The sequence below is a fragment of the Paenibacillus spongiae genome, from assembly GCF_024734895.1.
GTDB classification, from domain to species: domain Bacteria; phylum Bacillota; class Bacilli; order Paenibacillales; family Paenibacillaceae; genus Paenibacillus_Z; species Paenibacillus_Z spongiae.
Genome location: NZ_CP091430.1, coordinates 1,225,937 through 1,243,519 on the forward strand (window position 1 = coordinate 1,225,937; position 17,583 = coordinate 1,243,519).

17 protein-coding genes and 1 pseudogene are annotated in these 17,583 nt (G+C 54.4%); 13 read left to right on the forward strand and 5 right to left on the reverse strand.

The window, feature by feature from the left end:
- Positions 1-14 precede the first annotated feature (14 nt).
- A complete protein-coding gene (locus L1F29_RS05475; protein ID WP_258387355.1) occupies positions 15-1,421 on the forward strand; it encodes an MATE family efflux transporter in 1,407 nt (468 codons plus the stop codon).
- A gap of 211 nt (positions 1,422-1,632) precedes the next feature.
- Here the strand turns inward: L1F29_RS05475 and L1F29_RS05480 are convergent, their stop codons facing one another.
- Both L1F29_RS05480 and L1F29_RS05485 read right to left on the reverse strand, forming a co-directional pair.
- Positions 1,633-2,769, reverse strand: a complete 1,137-nt coding sequence (locus L1F29_RS05480) for a CobW family GTP-binding protein (protein ID WP_258387356.1) — start codon at positions 2,767-2,769, stop codon at positions 1,633-1,635.
- A 187-nt stretch (positions 2,770-2,956) separates the two neighbouring features.
- A complete protein-coding gene (locus tag L1F29_RS05485; RefSeq protein ID WP_258387357.1) occupies positions 2,957-3,145 on the reverse strand; it encodes a Ger(x)C family spore germination C-terminal domain-containing protein in 189 nt (62 codons plus the stop codon).
- Positions 3,146-3,234: 89 nt separating this feature from the next.
- Here L1F29_RS05485 and L1F29_RS05490 point away from each other — a divergent pair, with 89 nt between their 5' ends.
- The 3 genes from L1F29_RS05490 (at position 3,235) to L1F29_RS05500 (ending at position 5,852) form a co-directional block, all read left to right on the forward strand.
- Positions 3,235-4,359 (forward strand): CobW family GTP-binding protein, encoded by a 1,125-nt coding sequence (locus L1F29_RS05490; protein WP_258387358.1) that lies wholly within the window; start codon positions 3,235-3,237, stop codon positions 4,357-4,359.
- Positions 4,360-4,446: 87 nt separating this feature from the next.
- Complete coding sequence (locus L1F29_RS05495) at positions 4,447-4,914, forward strand: hypothetical protein (RefSeq protein ID WP_258387359.1); 468 nt, start codon at positions 4,447-4,449, stop codon at positions 4,912-4,914.
- A 227-nt stretch (positions 4,915-5,141) separates the two neighbouring features.
- On the forward strand, positions 5,142-5,852 hold the full coding sequence (locus tag L1F29_RS05500) for a M50 family metallopeptidase (RefSeq protein WP_258387360.1): 711 nt from the start codon (positions 5,142-5,144) through the stop codon (positions 5,850-5,852).
- Between the two features lie 111 nt (positions 5,853-5,963).
- On the opposite strand, the pseudogene L1F29_RS05505 reads toward L1F29_RS05500, so the two are convergent.
- Both L1F29_RS05505 and L1F29_RS05510 read right to left on the reverse strand, forming a co-directional pair.
- Positions 5,964-7,096, reverse strand: a pseudogene (locus L1F29_RS05505) (aminopeptidase).
- 366 nt (positions 7,097-7,462) lie between these two features.
- A complete protein-coding gene (locus L1F29_RS05510) occupies positions 7,463-8,611 on the reverse strand; it encodes a DUF418 domain-containing protein (protein WP_258387361.1) in 1,149 nt (382 codons plus the stop codon).
- Positions 8,612-8,710: 99 nt separating this feature from the next.
- On the opposite strand from L1F29_RS05510, the gene L1F29_RS05515 reads away from it, so the two are divergent.
- Positions 8,711-9,307: a TetR/AcrR family transcriptional regulator gene (locus L1F29_RS05515; RefSeq protein WP_258387362.1), complete on the forward strand. Its 597-nt coding sequence runs from the start codon at positions 8,711-8,713 to the stop codon at positions 9,305-9,307.
- A gap of 215 nt (positions 9,308-9,522) precedes the next feature.
- Here the strand turns inward: L1F29_RS05515 and L1F29_RS05520 are convergent, their stop codons facing one another.
- Positions 9,523-9,678, reverse strand: a complete 156-nt coding sequence (locus L1F29_RS05520; protein WP_258387363.1) for a hypothetical protein — start codon at positions 9,676-9,678, stop codon at positions 9,523-9,525.
- Between the two features lie 83 nt (positions 9,679-9,761).
- Between L1F29_RS05520 and L1F29_RS05525 the strand changes: the two genes are divergently transcribed.
- From L1F29_RS05525 to L1F29_RS05560, 8 genes are all read left to right on the forward strand, one after another.
- Positions 9,762-11,003 carry a DUF4367 domain-containing protein gene (locus L1F29_RS05525; RefSeq protein ID WP_258387364.1) on the forward strand — a complete coding sequence of 414 codons (1,242 nt, stop codon included), beginning with the start codon at positions 9,762-9,764 and terminating at the stop codon, positions 11,001-11,003.
- A gap of 274 nt (positions 11,004-11,277) precedes the next feature.
- Positions 11,278-12,462, forward strand: coding sequence for an alanine racemase (gene alr / locus L1F29_RS05530; protein WP_258387365.1), 1,185 nt, complete (start codon positions 11,278-11,280; stop codon positions 12,460-12,462).
- Positions 12,463-12,799: 337 nt separating this feature from the next.
- Positions 12,800-13,081: a CopG family ribbon-helix-helix protein gene (locus L1F29_RS05535; protein WP_204821574.1), complete on the forward strand. Its 282-nt coding sequence runs from the start codon at positions 12,800-12,802 to the stop codon at positions 13,079-13,081.
- 3 nt (positions 13,082-13,084) lie between these two features.
- Positions 13,085-13,435 (forward strand): type II toxin-antitoxin system PemK/MazF family toxin, encoded by a 351-nt coding sequence (locus tag L1F29_RS05540; RefSeq protein ID WP_090581240.1) that lies wholly within the window; start codon positions 13,085-13,087, stop codon positions 13,433-13,435.
- 287 nt (positions 13,436-13,722) lie between these two features.
- A complete protein-coding gene (locus tag L1F29_RS05545; RefSeq protein WP_258387366.1) occupies positions 13,723-14,346 on the forward strand; it encodes a YhbD family protein in 624 nt (207 codons plus the stop codon).
- A gap of 12 nt (positions 14,347-14,358) precedes the next feature.
- The gene (locus tag L1F29_RS05550) at positions 14,359-15,039 is read left to right on the forward strand and encodes a polymer-forming cytoskeletal protein (RefSeq protein ID WP_258387367.1); all 681 of its coding nucleotides are present in this window, start codon (positions 14,359-14,361) and stop codon (positions 15,037-15,039) included.
- Between the two features lie 42 nt (positions 15,040-15,081).
- Positions 15,082-15,753 carry a bactofilin gene (locus L1F29_RS05555; RefSeq protein ID WP_258387368.1) on the forward strand — a complete coding sequence of 224 codons (672 nt, stop codon included), beginning with the start codon at positions 15,082-15,084 and terminating at the stop codon, positions 15,751-15,753.
- A 36-nt stretch (positions 15,754-15,789) separates the two neighbouring features.
- Entirely contained in the window at positions 15,790-17,349 is a 1,560-nt protein-coding gene (locus L1F29_RS05560; protein WP_258389615.1) for an MDR family MFS transporter, read from the forward strand.
- The last annotated feature ends 234 nt before the right edge of the window (positions 17,350-17,583 follow it).

Consider the following 17,583-nt stretch of genomic DNA (forward strand, 5'->3'; position numbering starts at 1 on the left):
CGTCTATCATCAGCATGAGCAAACAGACACTACGGGTTCAGGATGATTTTTATCCCCAATTATACCGGCTGGCGATTCCGCTGACGCTGCAATTTCTATTCACATCCTCTTTTTCTCTGATCGATTCGCTCATGGTGGCCAGTCTGGGCGAGAAGGCGATAGCCGCCGTTGGAATTGCGGGACAGCTTGAATTTCTGCTGGGCATGATTCTGGCCGGGGTCTTAAGCGGTCCGGCCGTATTCATGGCGCAATATTACGGCTTGCGGAATTACGCTCAAATAAAGAAGTTGATCGGCATGACCGTGTTCTGTGCCCTTGCGATCAGTTCGCTGTACGTTCTGATCGTCAACGTGTTTTCTCCTTATGTATTCATGCCGTTTACCAATGACGACCAGCTATTGGACATGACCGCATCCTTTATGTCGATCGTCAGTTACGGCTTCGTGGCATCGGCTGTTACGATGGCCTTCTCGCTGAGCTTGAAGTGCGTCGGCATCGTGAAAGAGATCATGTACATCACCATCCTGGCGCTTTTGTTGAATACGTTATTGAATTATGCGCTCATTTATGGCCATTTCGGCTTTGACGCCATGGGTGTGAACGGCGCGGCTGCTGCAACGCTCTGTTCGAAGGCGGTGGCGATGCTGCTCATTCTGATCTTCGTGTACGTGAGGGAGAAGAAGATCGCGATCTCCTTCGCCGATCTGTTCCGGTTCGACCGGCCTCTGATGGCGAAGGTCTCGCGGGTTACGCTGCCGATCATCATTCATGAATCGTTCTGGGGGCTGGGGATGACGATGTACATGGTAGCCTTCGGCTTACTGGGCACGTCCGCGCTGGCGATCGTCCAGGTTTCGAAGATGATCGGCAATTTTGTCAGCACTGGCATTCAGGGCTTTTCCCAGGCGGCAACCGTCATGATCGGCGAGCGAATCGGACTAGGGAAGCCTATGCAGGCACAGCTTTATGCGAAGCGGTTCACGATCATCGGGACGGCTTCGGCAGGCATCGTCGGCCTGCTGCTGTTTATGCTCGCGCCGTTTGTGATCCGTCTGTTCCAGATCAGTCCGGACCTTCATGAGCAGGCGGTGCAAGTCATACGGATCATGTCGCTGACGCTTGTCTTCAACTTTCTCAATAATATATGGATTGTCGGCGTATTCCGGAGCGGCGGCGACACCCGGTTCTCGCTTTGGATGGTTCTCTCTTCGACCTGGCTGATCGGGATTCCGCTCACGTTTATCGGGGCAGGGGTAATGAATTGGCCGATTGAAGTCGTATACGGCTTGTACACGACCGAGGAGATCGCCAAAGCCGTCATCGGGTATACCCGCTACCGGTCGAACCGGTGGCAGAACAACCTGGTGGAGAGCGAAGCGGAACACCAGCCGGCTCGCGGGCGCGAAGGCTTGACCGGGTAAGTTTCTTCCATGGCTCGAACAAGGAAATGAACAAGCCCTTGAATCGATAAGAACCTTCTCTACCGCTCCTATTCGAGTGGTAGGGAAGGTTCTTCTGCCATGCATTGGAGAGGGGTCTTAAACGCTAGGAGCAAGGCCATCGAACGATGCCGCCATGCCTTTAATGTGATGCTAACCGCCTTGCTTCCTAATGGACGGTGATCCTTGCCTATCAAAAATGGGCGTGCGGCTGCCGCCGCATGAGCTTCTGCCATTCTTTCACCGTTTGGTCTTCATCCAGGTCGATGCCGATCATGACGAAGTAGGGCGCCCCCGAATAATCGGTCGGATGCCATTCGATTCGCTTGCCCGCTAATTGGAAGAGGAGCATCGCGCCGTTCGTGCCATAGGGCATGTAGCCCTTGGCCCGCAGGCATGCCTGGCCTCGTCCGCTGAAGAACGCTTCGAAGGCGCGGCGGGTTACATGCGGCGCTATGTCCGGATATATTGCCACGGTCTGGATGCGGGTGTAGGAGCGGGAAGGGCTGGCGACCATCGGCGTACCGCCCGGTTGAGACGCCGGCGACAGGGCAGCGGAGCTGCTGTCGCGAATGCGTACGGTTGGCGGAACAGCAGCGCCGCCTGCGCCGCGGCCCGCGCTATCGGCTAAGGCTGAGCCGTTCACCTTCACGGGTACCGCTCCGCGAATCCGGCCAACAGGTGCGGGTTGCACGCCGCGGGAAGGGATGCCGCGCAAGACCAGCATTGGGTCAATATCGCAGCGTTCCGTTGCGATAAACCGGCAGTGGGGGTTGCGGGCCATGACCATCTGCTCCACCCTAACTGCGGTTTTGTTCGAGACCAAATCCGCTTTATTGGAGAGCAGCAGGTCGGCTGTTTCAATCTGCCGCCTTAATGTATGTACGAGCTCACGATCCGTCGAGAAGATGCTGTTGTAATCCAAGGCATGCTCGGCATCCAGGACGGTCACGATATGACGGAGCTTCACCTTGCCGATTACGGACGGTTCGCTCATCGCTTCGGCGATCTCTTCAGGATTCGCTACGCCCGTCAGCTCCATGAAGATCACGTCAGGCTGCCGCAGGACCAGCCGCTCCAGACAGTGGGCGAGCTCGCTCTTCTTCGTGCAGCAGAGGCAGCCTTCCGTTACGCGCTCCAGCATCTGGCTAGCCGCCTCGCCGCCTACCACTTTGCCGTCTACATCGACGGCGCCCATTTCGTTCATGACCACGCAGGCGCGAAGCCCGCTCGTTCGGGCTCCATTCAGCAGCCGAAGCAGCAGCGTCGTCTTGCCGCTGCCGAGAAACCCGCTGATCACAATGACCGGGATGGGGGACTTCTCCATCATCGCCAACACTCCTTTCATCCTCGTAAGTGTATGCGCCGATTCCAAAAACTGAACCGGACTTTTGCGCCTTGAGGGAAATGAATGGTATGTCATCGCGAGTGTGGAGAACCCCTCCACGAAGGGACTGCGATAGCCGGTCAAAACGGTACGAGCCGTTACTGCTGAAGCTTGCCGATATCCTTGATCTTTACATCCGCTTTAACATGAATGCTGGCGCGGGCGAATCTGTATAACTCATCTTGGTGCGCGCATATAATCCGAGCCCGATCGGATCGGACTTCACGGCTTGCAGCTTGCAGATGAACCCCTCGGCTTTCTGCTCCACATACCGGTCCAAGCTGCGTTCCAGCTTGATTTGCTCGGCTGTCTCTCGCACCCCCGGCCTGTTAAATAGGGAATAAGTACGTTACAATCGTAAATGAAGCATTCGAGACCGGTTTACCGGCGCGGGAGGGCAAGAGCGAGATGACGATAGAGAATCAGCAGGATCAACAGATTCAACAAGATCAACAGGATCAACAGGATCAACAGAGAACAACAGTGCCGGTCCACCTGCTCTCCGGTTTTTTGGGAAGCGGCAAGACGACGCTGCTCAATCAGGTGATCGATTATTATAAAGCGGCCGACGTCAAGGCGGCTGTCATTATGAACGAGCTGGGCGACGTGAATTTGGACGGACAAATCATCGGCGACGACGTGCCGATGGCGGAGATGCTGGGCGGCTGCCTGTGCTGCACCATACGCGGCGATTTAAGTCTGGAGCTGAAATCGCTTCTGGACGAATACAAGCCGGATGTGGTTCTGATCGAATCGACCGGAGCCGCCAATCCGATGGAGATTATGGATGCGGTAACGGAGACGGCCATGTATGCGCTCGTCGACCTGCGTACCGTCGTCACGGTCGTGGACGGGCCCGAGCTGCTCAGCCGCAGACGCAAGGGGGGACGGACCTTCAGGCTCATGCAGGAGCAGATCCGCTGCGCGACCGATCTGATCGTCAATAAAGCGGACAAGCTCGCGCCTGAAGAGCTGATCGAGGTGGAGCAGCTCGTCCGGGAGCTCAATGAATACGCGCCGCTGACCGTCACCGTGCGCTGCGTGACGGAGATGAGCATCTTCGACCCCGGCCGGGAATCGGCTAACGGTAAGAGGATCGTTCCCGCCGGGCATAGCGGGCATGTATGCGGAGCGAACTGTTCCCATGGCGATCATGCCGGAGATGAACACAATACCGATGCTGATCATGACGCCGCTGGGACCCACCCCCATGCGTCTCACGAGCATGTCATGGCGCTGACGCACTATTTGACGGGGCCGGTCGACAGTCATGATTTCGAGCAATTCATGGCCAAGCTGCCGAAGGAAGTCTACCGGGCGAAGGGGATTCTGACCTTTGCGGATACGAACAGCCGGTTTCTGTTCCAATACGCTTATCGCGAGCTGGATTTCATGCGCATTACCCCGCAGTCCCATGTCAATGATGTTGCGGTCTTCATAGGAGAGCATTTTGCCAAAGGAGAGCTCCTCCAGGAGCTGGAGCGGCTTCAGCGGCAGGGCAGGCAGCAGCCGGGAGATCCGGAGGAAGAATAGAAAAACGGGTGTCGTCCGGATAGAATGCATCCATTCTGGATAAACTGTCCAACTGTTACGAACGAATGAATGAAGGAGTGACAGTGGATGAAGAGAACTTGGATCAATTCGATCGTACTAACCGCTGCAGGAGCGCTTCTGCTATCGGTTGTACCGGCATTCGCCCAGAACGGTACCCATCCGCCTTCCGGTGAGCCGTCGCAAGCCGAGCACCACCACATGGATCGCGACAAGGGGAAGGCGGGCAGCGAGGAGCATAAGGCGCGCAAGCTGGAGCATTTGAAGGAAGCGGCCAAGTACTTTGGCATTTCCACGGAAGGCAAGACCGCTCAGCAGCTTCATGAGGAGCTGAAGGCGGCCCGTACGAAGGACAAGGCCAAGTGGGAGCAGTTCAAGGCTGAGCATAAAGCAATGCGCATGGCCAAGCTGCAGGAGAAGGCGAAGAGTCTTGGCATCTCCACCGAAGGCAAATCCATGAAGCAGCTTTGCCAGGAAATCCATGATGCGCGCGCGGGCAAGAGCAAAGGGAAAGACGGGGCGGCAGCGTCCAAGTAAGTTTTCCAGGTGCTGTAAGCCTATTAGAGGATGGACTTAGTTGCGGCGATCTTCTCTCGGTACTCCACCGGGAAGAGGTCGCCGTTTTATTCACGGAATCGTTCAGGGGGAACGGCGCCGCCTCATGAGCAAGGAAACCTGCAGCTTCCCGCAGTGTGATATGATCGTCGTAACGCAATTCTCAGGTCCACGTATAGTACACTAAAAGTCAGAAAGAAGGGATTGTTATGCGCGATTGGCTGAAGATGGCGGGAATCGTTGCCGTCACCGCCATTCTGACCCGATTCATCCCGTTCTCTTCGTTTTTCCGCAGTGTAGATACGCTGGTTCATGAGCTGGCACACGCACTGGCTACGCTGCTGCTGTCGGGCAGCGTCATGTATATTCATCTGTTCGGCAATCAAAGCGGGGTAACGCTGTCGGCATATACCGACGCTTGGATGGCGATCCCGATCTCGCTTGCCGGCTATATGGGTTCTGCCTTGTTCGCGCTGCTGCTGTTTCTCCTTCATGCCTACAGGCGGGAGCGGGCCGGATTGATCGTCGTGACTGTTCTGGCGGCGGTCGGGCTGGCGCTGTTCGTCCGCAACGGGTACGGCATGGTCTGGTGTGCCGGGTTTGCCGCCCTGACCGCGCTGATCTGCGCGATAGCTCCTCCTTGGCTGCGAACCGGCTATTATTTGCTTATTTCGTTCATTTGCCTGGTCGAATCCGTGATCAGCTCCTTCGTCATTCTGACGATTTCGATTCTCGATCCGGGTGCTGCCGGCGATGCGGCTAATCTAAGCCGGGTTACATTCGTGCCGGCCTTCGTCTGGGGGCTTTTCTTCACGGCCTTCTCGCTATGGTGCGCGAAGCTGTCTACCGGACTGCTGTTCAGAGGCGGGTTCGGAAGACGGGGAGCGGTTCCGCATAAAAAAAGTACAGTCTCCTCCTAAATCGAGGGACTGCACCTATTAGGTTGTTCGAAAGGTGGCGATTTTAGAAGGCCTGTCCTTACTGAGCGAATTCTGGACGCTATCTATGCGGTATACGGGATAGACTGGATTTTATAATTGAGGATTCAATCCATCAAGCTCTTCCGTAACGAAGTAACCGTTATCCCGTATCAAGACATCATCGAGCCATAGTTGCCCGCCGCCGTATTCGGCACGCTGGTTGCAGACGATATCCCAATGGATCGAAGACAGATTGGAATGCTGACATTGGACGGGGGCGCTGCCGATAGCCAAGTGAATGCTGCCCCAAATTTTCTCATCGAACAAGATATCGTTCATGGGCTCCCATATGTACGGGTTCAGACCAATGCCGAATTCACCGATATATCGTGCTCCTTCGTCGATTTCCAGAATTTCCAGGAGCTTTGCCGTGTCGTTTGCTTGCGCATCGACGATTTTCCATGTTCAAAGGTTAATGCGATATTATCGAATGTAGTCCCTCTAAAATTAACGGGCGTGTTGAAGGAGATCGATCCATGGACGGAGTCCTTTATCGGAACGCAGTACACCTCGACGTCGGGCAGATTTTGCAGGCCTGCATCTTTTCGGACGGGCATTCCTTTGATCGACAGGGTCAGATCAGTCCCTTCCCCCGTAATCCTCACTTTATCGGTTTGGTTTAGCAGTCGCACCAAGGCATCCATTTGCCCGGAGAGCTTGGAATAATCCAGATTGCATACGCTAAAATACAGCTCCTCGAATTTTTCCGTCGACATCTTCGCGCGCTGCGCCGCAGCGGCGTTGGGGTATCTCAGAATGCACCATTTTGTTTTTTCCCACCTAGGCCCGTGCACATGGTGATAATATACTTTCCAGTATTGATGGATTTTTTCTGGCGGAACATCGGATAGCTCGCTATCATTGGCATCTGCTCGAATGAGGACATAGGCGTCCATGTCATTCATCCGGACAAAATCATAGGATGCCAGACATTCCAATTGTTCCGGCGGGCTGTGCAGCAGTTGGGTTCGAAGAATATCTTTATCCGTGAACACGACAAAAGGATATGCTCCCGCATGATAGGCTTCCAATGCGATAGCTTTTGCTAATACGGTATCATGGCCCTCTACTTCAATGAGCAGCTTCTCTCCCTGACAGAGTAGCGGACGACGTTCCTGGCCAGCTGTTCGATTCTCGGGTCTTTCATGAGGATCCCTCCCGGGGTTGATTATTCCTATGTTCATTCATGCGTATTAGGGATATGGAAAATTAAAAAGGAGCTGCCAAAAAAGGCAGCCCCGACTAATCCTTGTTACATGCACAACAAAGGTTATTCGTACCGCATTCCTTGGTAACGGTCAAAAAAGGGCGCACGAATCCCGTCTAATAATACAGGATAAATCGTACAATTCCCTTACCATTACTGGAACAACGGCATGAATGAAAAACCTCCCATATATCCCTAATAATATAAATATAAGCGGTTCTTACTATATAATCAATAATGATGTTCGTTCAAGCCGTTCAAAACGCAATACACCATATGTAACAAGGGACCGCCCGCAGCCTGCCTTATTGGCCAGGTTGAGGGCGGTCCCTTGTCTTAAATCTCATGCAGATGTGAATAGGCGGAGCACCTTCTGGCGGGAAGCCTCCATAGGCCCGAATTTGAACCTGCTGAGCCAGAGGGAAGCGAGCAAGATTTGCATCACGCTTATGAGCAGCCACATGCCGATGACGCCTATGGCGCCTAGCTTGCCGCCCAAGTCCAGCCCCCATCCGTAAAAGATGACGGAGCAGATCACGTTCTGCGCGACGTAGCAGCTTAATGACATTTTCCCGGTATTCGCAAGCCACCCCCAGAGCCGCAGCGTGCTCCGCTTCTCGATTGCCAGCGCGATCAAACCCAGGTACCCGAGAGACAGCAGCGGGGCGAACAAGTAACGGACCGGAAGATCGAACAAGCCCCCGGGAACGAGCAGTAATAGATTAAGCGGAAGTCCGGCGGACAGCCCGATTCTCAGCAGGCGGCTGCGAAGCTTCCGGCCCCGCTCATCCGGAGAGAAGGCGCCCGACCTCAACAGAAGAAGGCCGGTTAACAGCAGGCAGATGTTCAGCGGGATGGTAAACATGACCTCGATCCGCAGGGCGATGAAGCCGGCCGCCCTGGCGGTCACCTGCTCCCACCAGCTGCCATGTTTATACAGCTCTACGACAGGGGCCATGTCGCCCATCGAGATCGAGCCTCCCGACATGCGCAGTGCGGTCATCGCGATAAAAATCAAGGCGATAAGGAGAATATGCAGGCTGCCGATGATCAGGAGCGAGCGTTTAATCGCCCGATCTCCGGCTTTGACGATCAACGCGACAATTATGGCTGCGGCGGCATAGCCCATCAGAATATCGTATTCCATTACAAGTAGAAAATGGAGCAGTCCCTCCAGCATAAGAACGAGAGAAACCCATAAATAAGTGCCGGGCCATGCGCGCCCGTTGCGAAGCGCCTGCTTATATTTCATTTCAAGTCCGACGCCGAACAAGATGGCAAGCAGGCCGAGAAACTTGCCGTTGATGAGCGACAGGAAGAGCGTCCGCAGGAACGTATCGGCGGAACCCCACCATTCATGCTGCTGAAACGTCACGATGTAGTTAAGATCCCCCAGATAGGCGAACAGCCATATATTCGTGCCTAGCGTTCCCAATATTGCGAACCCGCGCAATATATCGATCAATGGGATTCTTGCCGTGCCTGCATTCATGAAGGATGCCTCCTGTTGGTTCACGATTTTATTTAGTACAATGTATGATAAACAATTTAGCACATCGTATTAAAAAAATCAATATGCTATAATTTGTCCATGCCAAAAATCGTAGATCATGAAAAACAAAGAAAGCGGGTCGCCGAGGCGGCGCTGCGCGTCATTCGAAAGGATGGGCTGGAGCATGCGACAGTACGCAAAATCGCCGAGGAAACGGGATTGTCCGTAGGCTCGATGCGGCACTATTTTTCCAGCCAGGCGCAGCTGTTCTCTTTCGTTATGCAGCTGTTTCTGGACAGAATCGAAGAGCGGATTGCGGGAATCGACTTTTCGGGTCCTCCCTTGGATGCCGTCAAGCGGCTGCTGATGCAGTTCATTCCAATGGATGAGGAACGAAGAATGGAGATGGAGGTGTGGCTTTCTTTTGTAACAAAAGCGTTGTATTATCCGGAGCTGAAGGCGCTGAGCGGCGAGATGTACGATGGTTTGAAGGGAGCCTGTCAGCAAGCTGTCGACGCCTTGTATCATTACCGGCTGGCACGGCCCGGTTTGAACGCGGAAATTGAAGTTGAGCGGCTCTATGCTTTGGTGGACGGTCTGGCTATTCACTGCCTGATGCGTCCGGACGAGATGCCGGCGGAGCGGATAAGCATTCTGCTCGAGCATCACTTGAATACACTATGTACGGAGGAATAGCGATATGCAATCATGCTGGTCTCTCGCCCTTGGGCTGTGCGGACCAGCATGGTTAGCCGGCCTTCAGGTTCTCCCCTCGGACAGGGCTGACTCCATCCTTCCACTGGATTTTAACGCGAATTAAATATGTCTTTGCCATCCGACACCTGAACGTGCAGATGCGCTTCGCTGGAATTCCCCGAATTCCGTTTATATCCCCGTGGCATATCCCTCGGTTACACCGTAACGGATTTTTTCTTCATATGCCCGAGAAGGCCGTATTCACTACCGTGATCGATAATGACCGAAACAGGAATGAGTCCGGGCGCGTGAAGGGATGGCAGCCTCCGGATCGAACGACGCTCATCTTGGCTTGTCATGCTAGTCTGCATAAATGTCCAAGTCCCCTCATAGACATGTTAGCAGTCGAGTGTACACGGCTACATCAAATACCATGTGATGAGGGGTGGATTTCATGCGTCGTCGAATCAGTCTAATTGCGGCCATTCTTATGTGTGTCACGGCGTTGCTCGCCGCTTGCGGCACGAAGGACGCGGAATCGGTTGTCAAGGAACTGGACAAAGTCGTCAGCAGTATGGAGAGCTATCAAGGCAAGGGTACGATGACGCTTCATACCGGACAGCAGCCGCTTGAGTACCAGGTGGAGGTCTCATATCAGAAACCGCAGTATTACCGGATCAAGCTTACGAATGCCAAGAAGGATATTACGCAAATCGTGCTGCGGAACGATGAAGGCGTGTTCGTCCTGACGCCGCGCCTCAACAAAGTATTCCGCTTCCAAAGCGATTGGCCTGCTAATCAAGGCCAGGTGTACCTGTATCAGACGCTCATCCAAAGCATTCTGAACGACAGTACGCGCCAGTTTGCCGTGGATAAGGACTCATATGTGTTCGATGTCATGGCGAATTACCAGAACGGCTCGCTGGCACGTCAAAAGATATGGCTCGATAAATCCAATTACCGGCCGCTTCAAGTGGAAGTAAGCGATGCGAATGCCGCCGTTATGGTAGAGGTGAAATTCAATCAGTTCCAATTCGATTCAAAGCTCGACAAGAGCGTATTCGATACCCAGCGCAACATGGGCAGCAGCGGCAAGGCCGAGCAGCCGACGATGGGCGGCCTCGACGAGGGCAACGGCGATCCGGCGAGCGAGGATGCGGCTGTAACGCCAAGCGGCGATTCGGATGTGCAGGGTAATAACGCAAATGCCGATACGGATGCGGAGAAGCCGGCCGGCGATGACGCCGACAAGGGGGCTGACGGAGCATCGGGCGAAGAAGAGCCTTCCTCCGGCGAGCCCGCCGAGGACACGTTAGCTCCAGCGGATGAAGGGCAGAAAGCGGCCCCGGCAGGCTTTACGGCGATGGAGCCTTCCTATCTGCCGGAAGGCGTAGCGCAGCTGGATTCACAGGATATTGAGTTCGGGGGCAATAAAGGGGTCATGTTCCGCTATTCCGGCACCTATGAATATACCTTGATCGAGACGCAGCCAAGCGATGTTGCCGTATCCATGATGCCTGGCCTTATGGTGGACCTCGGCCACACATTGGGTTCGCTCAGCGGTGACGAGGAGGGCATTCAAAAAACATTAACCTGGACCTATAACGGCATGGAATACCGTCTGACGAGCGGTACGCTGCCGGAAACGGAGATGGTGAAGATCGCCCAGTCCGTTCAGGATGAAGTAGGCAAGTAAACAAGGGCAGCGGAATATTTTCCAGCCTGGAAACCTCTCTTCCAGCTCTCCATTTCATTGACATTCGAAAGCCCGAACGTATAACATAAAGGTTATGTGTTGTTAACGAGTCAGAGCTTAACAGACCTCTGGCTCCGATAGACATAACGATGGCAATGGTCGCGATTGAACGCCATATTCGGCCTGGCGCGGGATACGATCACCCGCGCCGTGCTCGTTCATGCGCTGGACCTGCCTTATGTTTATGTAGGGAAAGAGGAGAAGGTGGAGACGGTTGGATCAAGCATATTATCGCCCGACCAGGGCGGAAATCTCTCTGGATGCGCTGCGCCGCAATATACAAGCCTTTCGTTCTATAATACCGCAAGGCATGCGATTGATGGCTTCCGTGAAGGCCAACGCTTATGGCCACGGAGCCGTGGAAACAGCGCGCGAAGCCGAAGCCTGCGGAGTCGATTATTTGGGCGTCGCTTTTCTGGATGAAGCGGTCCAGCTGCGCAAAGCCGGCATTGCCACCCCGATTCTCGTGCTGGGCTATGTGCCTCCGGAAGGCCTCGCGATCGCTCGGGAGCTTCGGATTACGATCGCTTTATTCCGCGAGGATACGCTATTGGCGGCTGCGGCATTGCCTGAAGGAAGAGATGGCGAGAAGCTTAACGTTCATATCAAAATCGATACCGGCATGGGCCGGTTGGGACTGCTTCCGGGCCCGGAAGCACTGTCCTTTATCGAACGGGCGGCGAGGGAGCCGCGTCTATACGTCGAGGGCATGTTTACGCATTACGCCTGCGCGGATGAGGCCGACAAGCAGTATACGTCCAAACAGCATGAGCGCTTCGCCTCAGTTGAGGAAGAAGTCCGGCGCAGAGGGATTGAGATCCCGATTATCCATGCCGCCAACAGCGCGGCCGGCATCGATACGCCTGAATGGGGAGGCGGCATGCTGCGCCTTGGCATTAGCATGTACGGCCTTTATCCTTCGGAGGAAGTCAACCGGCAGCGGGTTGAGCTTGAACCGGTGCTTTCCTTGAAGACGGAGGTCGTAATGACCAAGCAAACGCCGCCGGACTGGGGAATCAGCTACGGAACGCGATATGTGACCCGCGGCGAGGAACGGATCGGTACGCTGCCGGTCGGTTATGCGGACGGGTTCAGCCGAATGCTGACCGGAAAAGCGGAGGTGCTTGTGCGAGGAAAGCGCGTCCCGGTGCGCGGAACGATCTGCATGGATCAATGTATGATCGCGCTGGATCCGGCAGGTACGGAGGGGAATCCCGTCGGTACCGGCGAAGAAGTCGTCCTTATCGGAGCACAGGAAGGCTCCGTCATTACTGCCGGAGAGGTCGCCGATAAGCTGGGTACGATCAATTATGAAGTGATCTGCATGATCGCCGCTCGCGTCCCGCGGGTGTATGTGCGGGACGGCCGGGTTACGGCCGTGACGAATCCGCTCATATAATGCCGGTTTTGCCCGCTGTTCGTGGAATATTTTGTTGTATGTGGATAATCGCTTTAAAGAGGAATTTGACGTTTTGCCGCGAATAAGTAGAGATAGGTTTAGGCAGCAAATGGCACGTCTATCGAAGCAAACAGCATAGATGACATGCGCGCTGCATACAAATGATGGAGTATAATTCAATGAAAACGATGAAATACTGTTAGTGCGTGTTTCATAGGATTCAGTGTGTCCGGCTTGACGCAGGTGCGTGCAGCTGAATCAAGGCGATATAAACGGCTGCCGCTTAGCGGAGCAGTATCCGTTTACGCCGGTGAAATGTTTTGGGGGTGCGAGTTCGGTGGCCAATATGCAGAACACCAAGAGGATTATGATCAGTTTACCGGATCATTTGCTGGAGGAAGTTGACGGAATCGTCGCCAGGGAAAACTCGAACCGGAGTGAATTTATTCGACAAGCGATGAAGTTGTATTTAGTGGAGCGTAAGAAACGCCAAATTCGCGAATCGATGCAGCGCGGATATTTAGAGATGGCGATGATTAATCTAGGCATGGCATCGGAAGCTTTTCAAGCGGAGGAAGACGCGGGCGACACGCTCGGCCGACTCGTAAGCGGGGTGTAAAGCTTGATCGTTAAACGCGGCGATGTGTTTTTTGCGGACTTATCCCCGGTCGTCGGTTCGGAGCAGGGGGGCGTTCGCCCGGTACTGGTCATTCAGAATGATATCGGTAACAGGTTCAGTCCGACGGTGATCGTGGCTGCCATAACGGCGCAAATTCAGAAGGCCAAACTGCCGACTCATGTTGAGATCGATGCGGCTCTGCACGGTTTCGACCGCGACTCGGTGCTTCTTCTGGAGCAGATTCGAACGATCGATAAACAGCGGCTTACCGATAAAATTACGCATTTGGACGACGAAACGATGCGTAAAGTGGATGAAGCTCTTCAAATAAGCGTTGGGCTAATCGATTTCTAATCGTAGAACGGCATGTGTAATATTTTTTACGCCCGCCAGCTGCTTCCTGGGCAGTTGGCGGGTTTGTTGTTTATCCGTTGCGAGCAGGAGGGGCGGATGGGCCGGTGAAGGCTGCTAAGCCGTTCTAGTGGTGGTCTTACGTCTCTAGACGGAGAAGGATCTACTTCCAGCGTCTCTGTCGGCGGCGACGGATCGCGTATATACTAAGGGGCGAAGCAATCCATGGGGTATGGATACTTCTGGCTTTATAACGTAACAATGTTACGTTTGGGGCGGAGGAGATGACGATGGATACGGAATTGATTTCGAAGAAGGACCTGCTTGATCAGATGAATATCTCATACGGACAGCTCTACCGTTGGAAACGAAAGCAGCTCATTCCGGAAGAGTGGTTTATCCGGAAGTCGACCTTCACCGGTCAGGAGACGTTCTTTCCGAAGGCGCAAATTCTGTCCCGTATCGGGAAAATCATTGCGATGAAGGATGACTTGTCGCTCGACGAGGTGGCCGGCAAGCTGTCGCCGCTGCTGTACGACCTTCGTTTGCGAAGAGAAGAAATTATCGGTCGTAACATTGTTTCGAGCATGGTGATGGACCGGCTGGGCAACCGTGCCGACGAGGACGGCATGTATTCCTTCGAGCGGATGCTCATTTTGTTCACGGCGGATAAGCTGCTGCAGACCGGAGAGATGAATCTGGAGGAAGGCGGGCAGCTGGTGCAGACGCTTCGGGAGCATTTCTCGAAGTTCGATGGCAGGAGCTGCGACCTCGTGTTTACGCGCAAGATGGGGATCTCCGCATTCGCCCTCATAACGGCATCGAGCGAGCTTTACTACGAATCGAAGGTCAAATTAATCGCGCGGCTATCCATGACGGCATGTCTGGAAGAGTTGAAAATGAAGCTGGCGTAGGAGGAATGTGACATGACGGAGCAGGTTCGTCCGGACCTGGTCATTAGCGGCATGGGAAGCGCATCCGGCGGGGAATACGGAAAGGTGATGATTGAGGGAACTGCCAAGGTGCGGGGCGATTTGTCATGCGAAACGATTCATGTTAGCGGCCTTGTGACGGTTCAGGGAAGCATAAACGCGGCCAAGTTCGAGATGCATGGCAAATTTACCGGGATCGGCAGTCTCCGTGCGGATACGGCCGCCATTGAAGGTCATGCCAATCTGCGCGGCAGGCTGCAGGGAGACGACATCACGGTACATGGGGTTCTCAAGCTTCAGGGCGATTGCGAAGCGGAGCGGTTTACCGCTCATGGCGGATTTGCCATACAAGGCCTGCTCAATGCCGGGACGATCGATATCGGTTTGAAAGGCCGCGGTGAAGCGTCGGAAATCGGCGGCGAAACGATTCATGTCCAGCGGATGGACCGTCAGTCCGGAAGGGGACTCCTTAAACGGCTTATCCCTGCTTTTAATCCCCATTTAACGACCGGGACGATCGAAGGGGACGAGGTCCAACTGGAAGCTACGACAGCTGAGATTGTACGCGGAAACCGCGTTTATATCGGTGCAGGCTGCAAGATCGGCCGGGTGGAATACCGGACGGAGCTAATCGTGCATCCGGATGCCAAGGTGACGGAGAAGCTCAAGAATTGAACGAAGCGGTATAGCCCGGGATAAAAATGGAGGGATGAACGGATGGATCAAGTGGCGAAGCCGAAAGTGAGGATTACGGGCTCGGGCCAGTCGTCAGGCGGCGTATTCGATAGCATTCACATTATGGGCGAGGGCCAGCTATATGGCGCAACGGAAGCGGAGTCGTTCAAATGCATGGGCAACTGCATCGTGAAGGGCAACCTGAAGACGGGAGAATACCGGCTTCAGGGCGAAGGGATCGTGGAGGGCGATATGCAGGTGAAGCAGCTGAAGGCGCTCGGCCAATTGAATGTGCGCGGACATGTCCACGGCAGCACGCTCAAAATTCACGGGCATCTGGAAGTAGATGGAGGCTGCGGGGCGGATTCCTTTCAGGCAAAGGGAGGCTTCACGATCCAAGGCTTGCTAAGCGCCGATCAAATCGATGTGAGTCTATTCGGACCTTGCGTAGCCCGAGAAATCGGGGGCGGCCGGATTCACGTGCGCCGCAGCCGGGTCTTGGGAATCAAGCGGTGGTTCTCCGGGAAAGGTCCGATGGAGCTGACGGCGGAATCGATTGAAGGCGACAACATATACATTGAACATACCCATGCGGAGCGTGTCCGGGGGAACCATGTCGTCATCGGTCCCGGATGCAAGATTGGCCGAGTGGAGTACAGGAATACGCTTAAAAAAAGCAAGAGCGCTATCGTGCGCCATGAGTCTATAATATAGAGTTTTTACTTGCTGGAGAAGGGGTTCAAACGGATGATGGTACAACAGAAAAGCAGATTAGGATTCGTAGTCGTCGGGCTGCTTCTCGGCATATTCGTAGCGGCCGTCGACAATACGATCGTCGCAACCGCAATGGGGACGATTGTGGCCGATCTGGGCGGCATCGATAAGTTTGTATGGGTGACGTCGGCCTATTTGGTTACCGAGATGGCGGCCATGCCGATATTCGGCAAGCTGTCCGATATGTACGGCCGAAAACGGTTTTTTGTCCTCGGCATATTTTTATTCCTGCTCGGATCGGTACTATGCGGCACGGCGACATCGATCGTCGAGTTGAGTATTTACCGGGCGATTCAAGGAATCGGGGGCGGCGCGCTCGTCCCGATTGCCTTCACGATTGTGTTCGATATCTTTCCGCCGGAGAAGCGGGGTAAGATGGGCGGATTGTTCGGCGCCGTCTTCGGCACGTCGAGCTTGTTCGGTCCTTTGCTCGGTGCGTATATTACGGATCATATTGACTGGCGGTGGATTTTCTACATCAATCTGCCGATCGGCCTGATCGCATTCGGGCTCGTATTCCTGTTCTATAAAGAGTCGATGGAGCATTCGAAGCAGCGGATCGACTGGTGGGGGGCTGCCACGCTTGTCGGAGCAGTCGTCAGCCTCATGTTTGCGCTCGAGCTCGGCGGCCAGGAATATGCGTGGGATTCGGGTGTCATCCTCGGCTTGTTTGCGGCAGCAGCGGTGCTGCTTGCGGTATTCCTGTTCGTGGAAACGAAGGCTGCCGAGCCGATAATCTCCTATGACATGTTCCGCAAGAGATTGTTCGCGGCCAGCACGTTAACGGCTTTGTTCTACGGGGCTGCATTCATAACGTTCGCGATGTACATTCCGATGTATGTACAGGGCGTTACGGGAGGGACCGCTACGAATTCCGGCCTTATTCTGCTTCCGATGACACTCGGTTCGGTTCTTGCTGCGCAAATCGGCGGTATCATGTCGACGAGAACGTCTTATCGGAACATCATGATTTTCTCAGCGGTCGTGTTCGTGCTCGGGACCTACCTGCTCAGCACGATCACGCCTGATACCACAAGACTGATGCTGTCGGTTTATATGGCGGTTGCCGGTTTAGGTGTCGGTTTCTCGTTCTCCGTGCTTGGCATGGCCGGAATTCACCACTTCGACATGCGGCAGCGGGGCTCGGCCAACTCAACCTTGGCATTCGTCCGCTCGCTTGGGATGACGATCGGTCTGACGGTGTTCGGTATCCTTCAGCGGAATCTGCTGACGGACAACATGAAGGAAGCGTTCGCCGGCGGAGGATCCGGAGTCGGGGCGGGTATGCCTGCGGGCGAATCGCTCGGCAATATCCGAGAGATCCTGACGCCCGAAGGAAGAGCAGGCATCCCGAAGGAAGTCATGGACAAAATCGTTGACGCGCTGTCAAGCTCGATTTCGACCATGTTTATGTGGGCGCTTATACCGGCTGCACTGGCGTTCGTCTCGGTCATGTACATGGGCGATGCAAGGCTATTGATACCAAGCAAAGCTGCCAAGGGCGCGAAAGTGAAGCCAGGGGCGCAGACGGAATAAGCTGCACCAATGCCGTAATCTTGGTCGAGCGGTAAATTTATAGCGAGGAGGCTTCCCATAGGTGCCATATGGGGAGTCTTTTTGCTATCCTTATCTAAGTTTCATGCCTGCCGATTTCAATAAGGTCTGTGTAAGGGACGGTCTCCGCCGATAATAACGGCGCGAGCCGTTGTTTCTTGTACCTATCAATATGTGAGCCTGCTTAGAATGATCGTATTGTAACGTTCAGAGGAT

What these genes read in the sequence shown, in the direction of transcription:
- L1F29_RS05495 (WP_258387359.1), top strand. Translation starts at nt 4,447, where the DNA reads ATGAAGAGAACTTGGATCAATTCGATCGTACTAACCGCTGCAGGAGCG.
- L1F29_RS05550 (WP_258387367.1), top strand. Translation starts at nt 14,359, where the DNA reads ATGACGGAGCAGGTTCGTCCGGACCTGGTCATTAGCGGCATGGGAAGC.
- L1F29_RS05545 (WP_258387366.1), top strand. Translation starts at nt 13,723, where the DNA reads ATGGATACGGAATTGATTTCGAAGAAGGACCTGCTTGATCAGATGAAT.
- L1F29_RS05555 (WP_258387368.1), top strand. Translation starts at nt 15,082, where the DNA reads ATGGATCAAGTGGCGAAGCCGAAAGTGAGGATTACGGGCTCGGGCCAG.
- L1F29_RS05520 (WP_258387363.1), bottom strand. Translation starts at nt 9,678, where the DNA reads ATGCAGACTAGCATGACAAGCCAAGATGAGCGTCGTTCGATCCGGAGG.
- L1F29_RS05480 (WP_258387356.1), bottom strand. Translation starts at nt 2,769, where the DNA reads ATGATGGAGAAGTCCCCCATCCCGGTCATTGTGATCAGCGGGTTTCTC.
- L1F29_RS05525 (WP_258387364.1), top strand. Translation starts at nt 9,762, where the DNA reads ATGCGTCGTCGAATCAGTCTAATTGCGGCCATTCTTATGTGTGTCACG.
- L1F29_RS05560 (WP_258389615.1), top strand. Translation starts at nt 15,790, where the DNA reads ATGGTACAACAGAAAAGCAGATTAGGATTCGTAGTCGTCGGGCTGCTT.
- L1F29_RS05475 (WP_258387355.1), top strand. Translation starts at nt 15, where the DNA reads ATGAGCAAACAGACACTACGGGTTCAGGATGATTTTTATCCCCAATTA.
- L1F29_RS05510 (WP_258387361.1), bottom strand. Translation starts at nt 8,611, where the DNA reads ATGAATGCAGGCACGGCAAGAATCCCATTGATCGATATATTGCGCGGG.
- L1F29_RS05515 (WP_258387362.1), top strand. Translation starts at nt 8,711, where the DNA reads ATGCCAAAAATCGTAGATCATGAAAAACAAAGAAAGCGGGTCGCCGAG.
- L1F29_RS05490 (WP_258387358.1), top strand. Translation starts at nt 3,235, where the DNA reads ATGACGATAGAGAATCAGCAGGATCAACAGATTCAACAAGATCAACAG.
- L1F29_RS05500 (WP_258387360.1), top strand. Translation starts at nt 5,142, where the DNA reads ATGCGCGATTGGCTGAAGATGGCGGGAATCGTTGCCGTCACCGCCATT.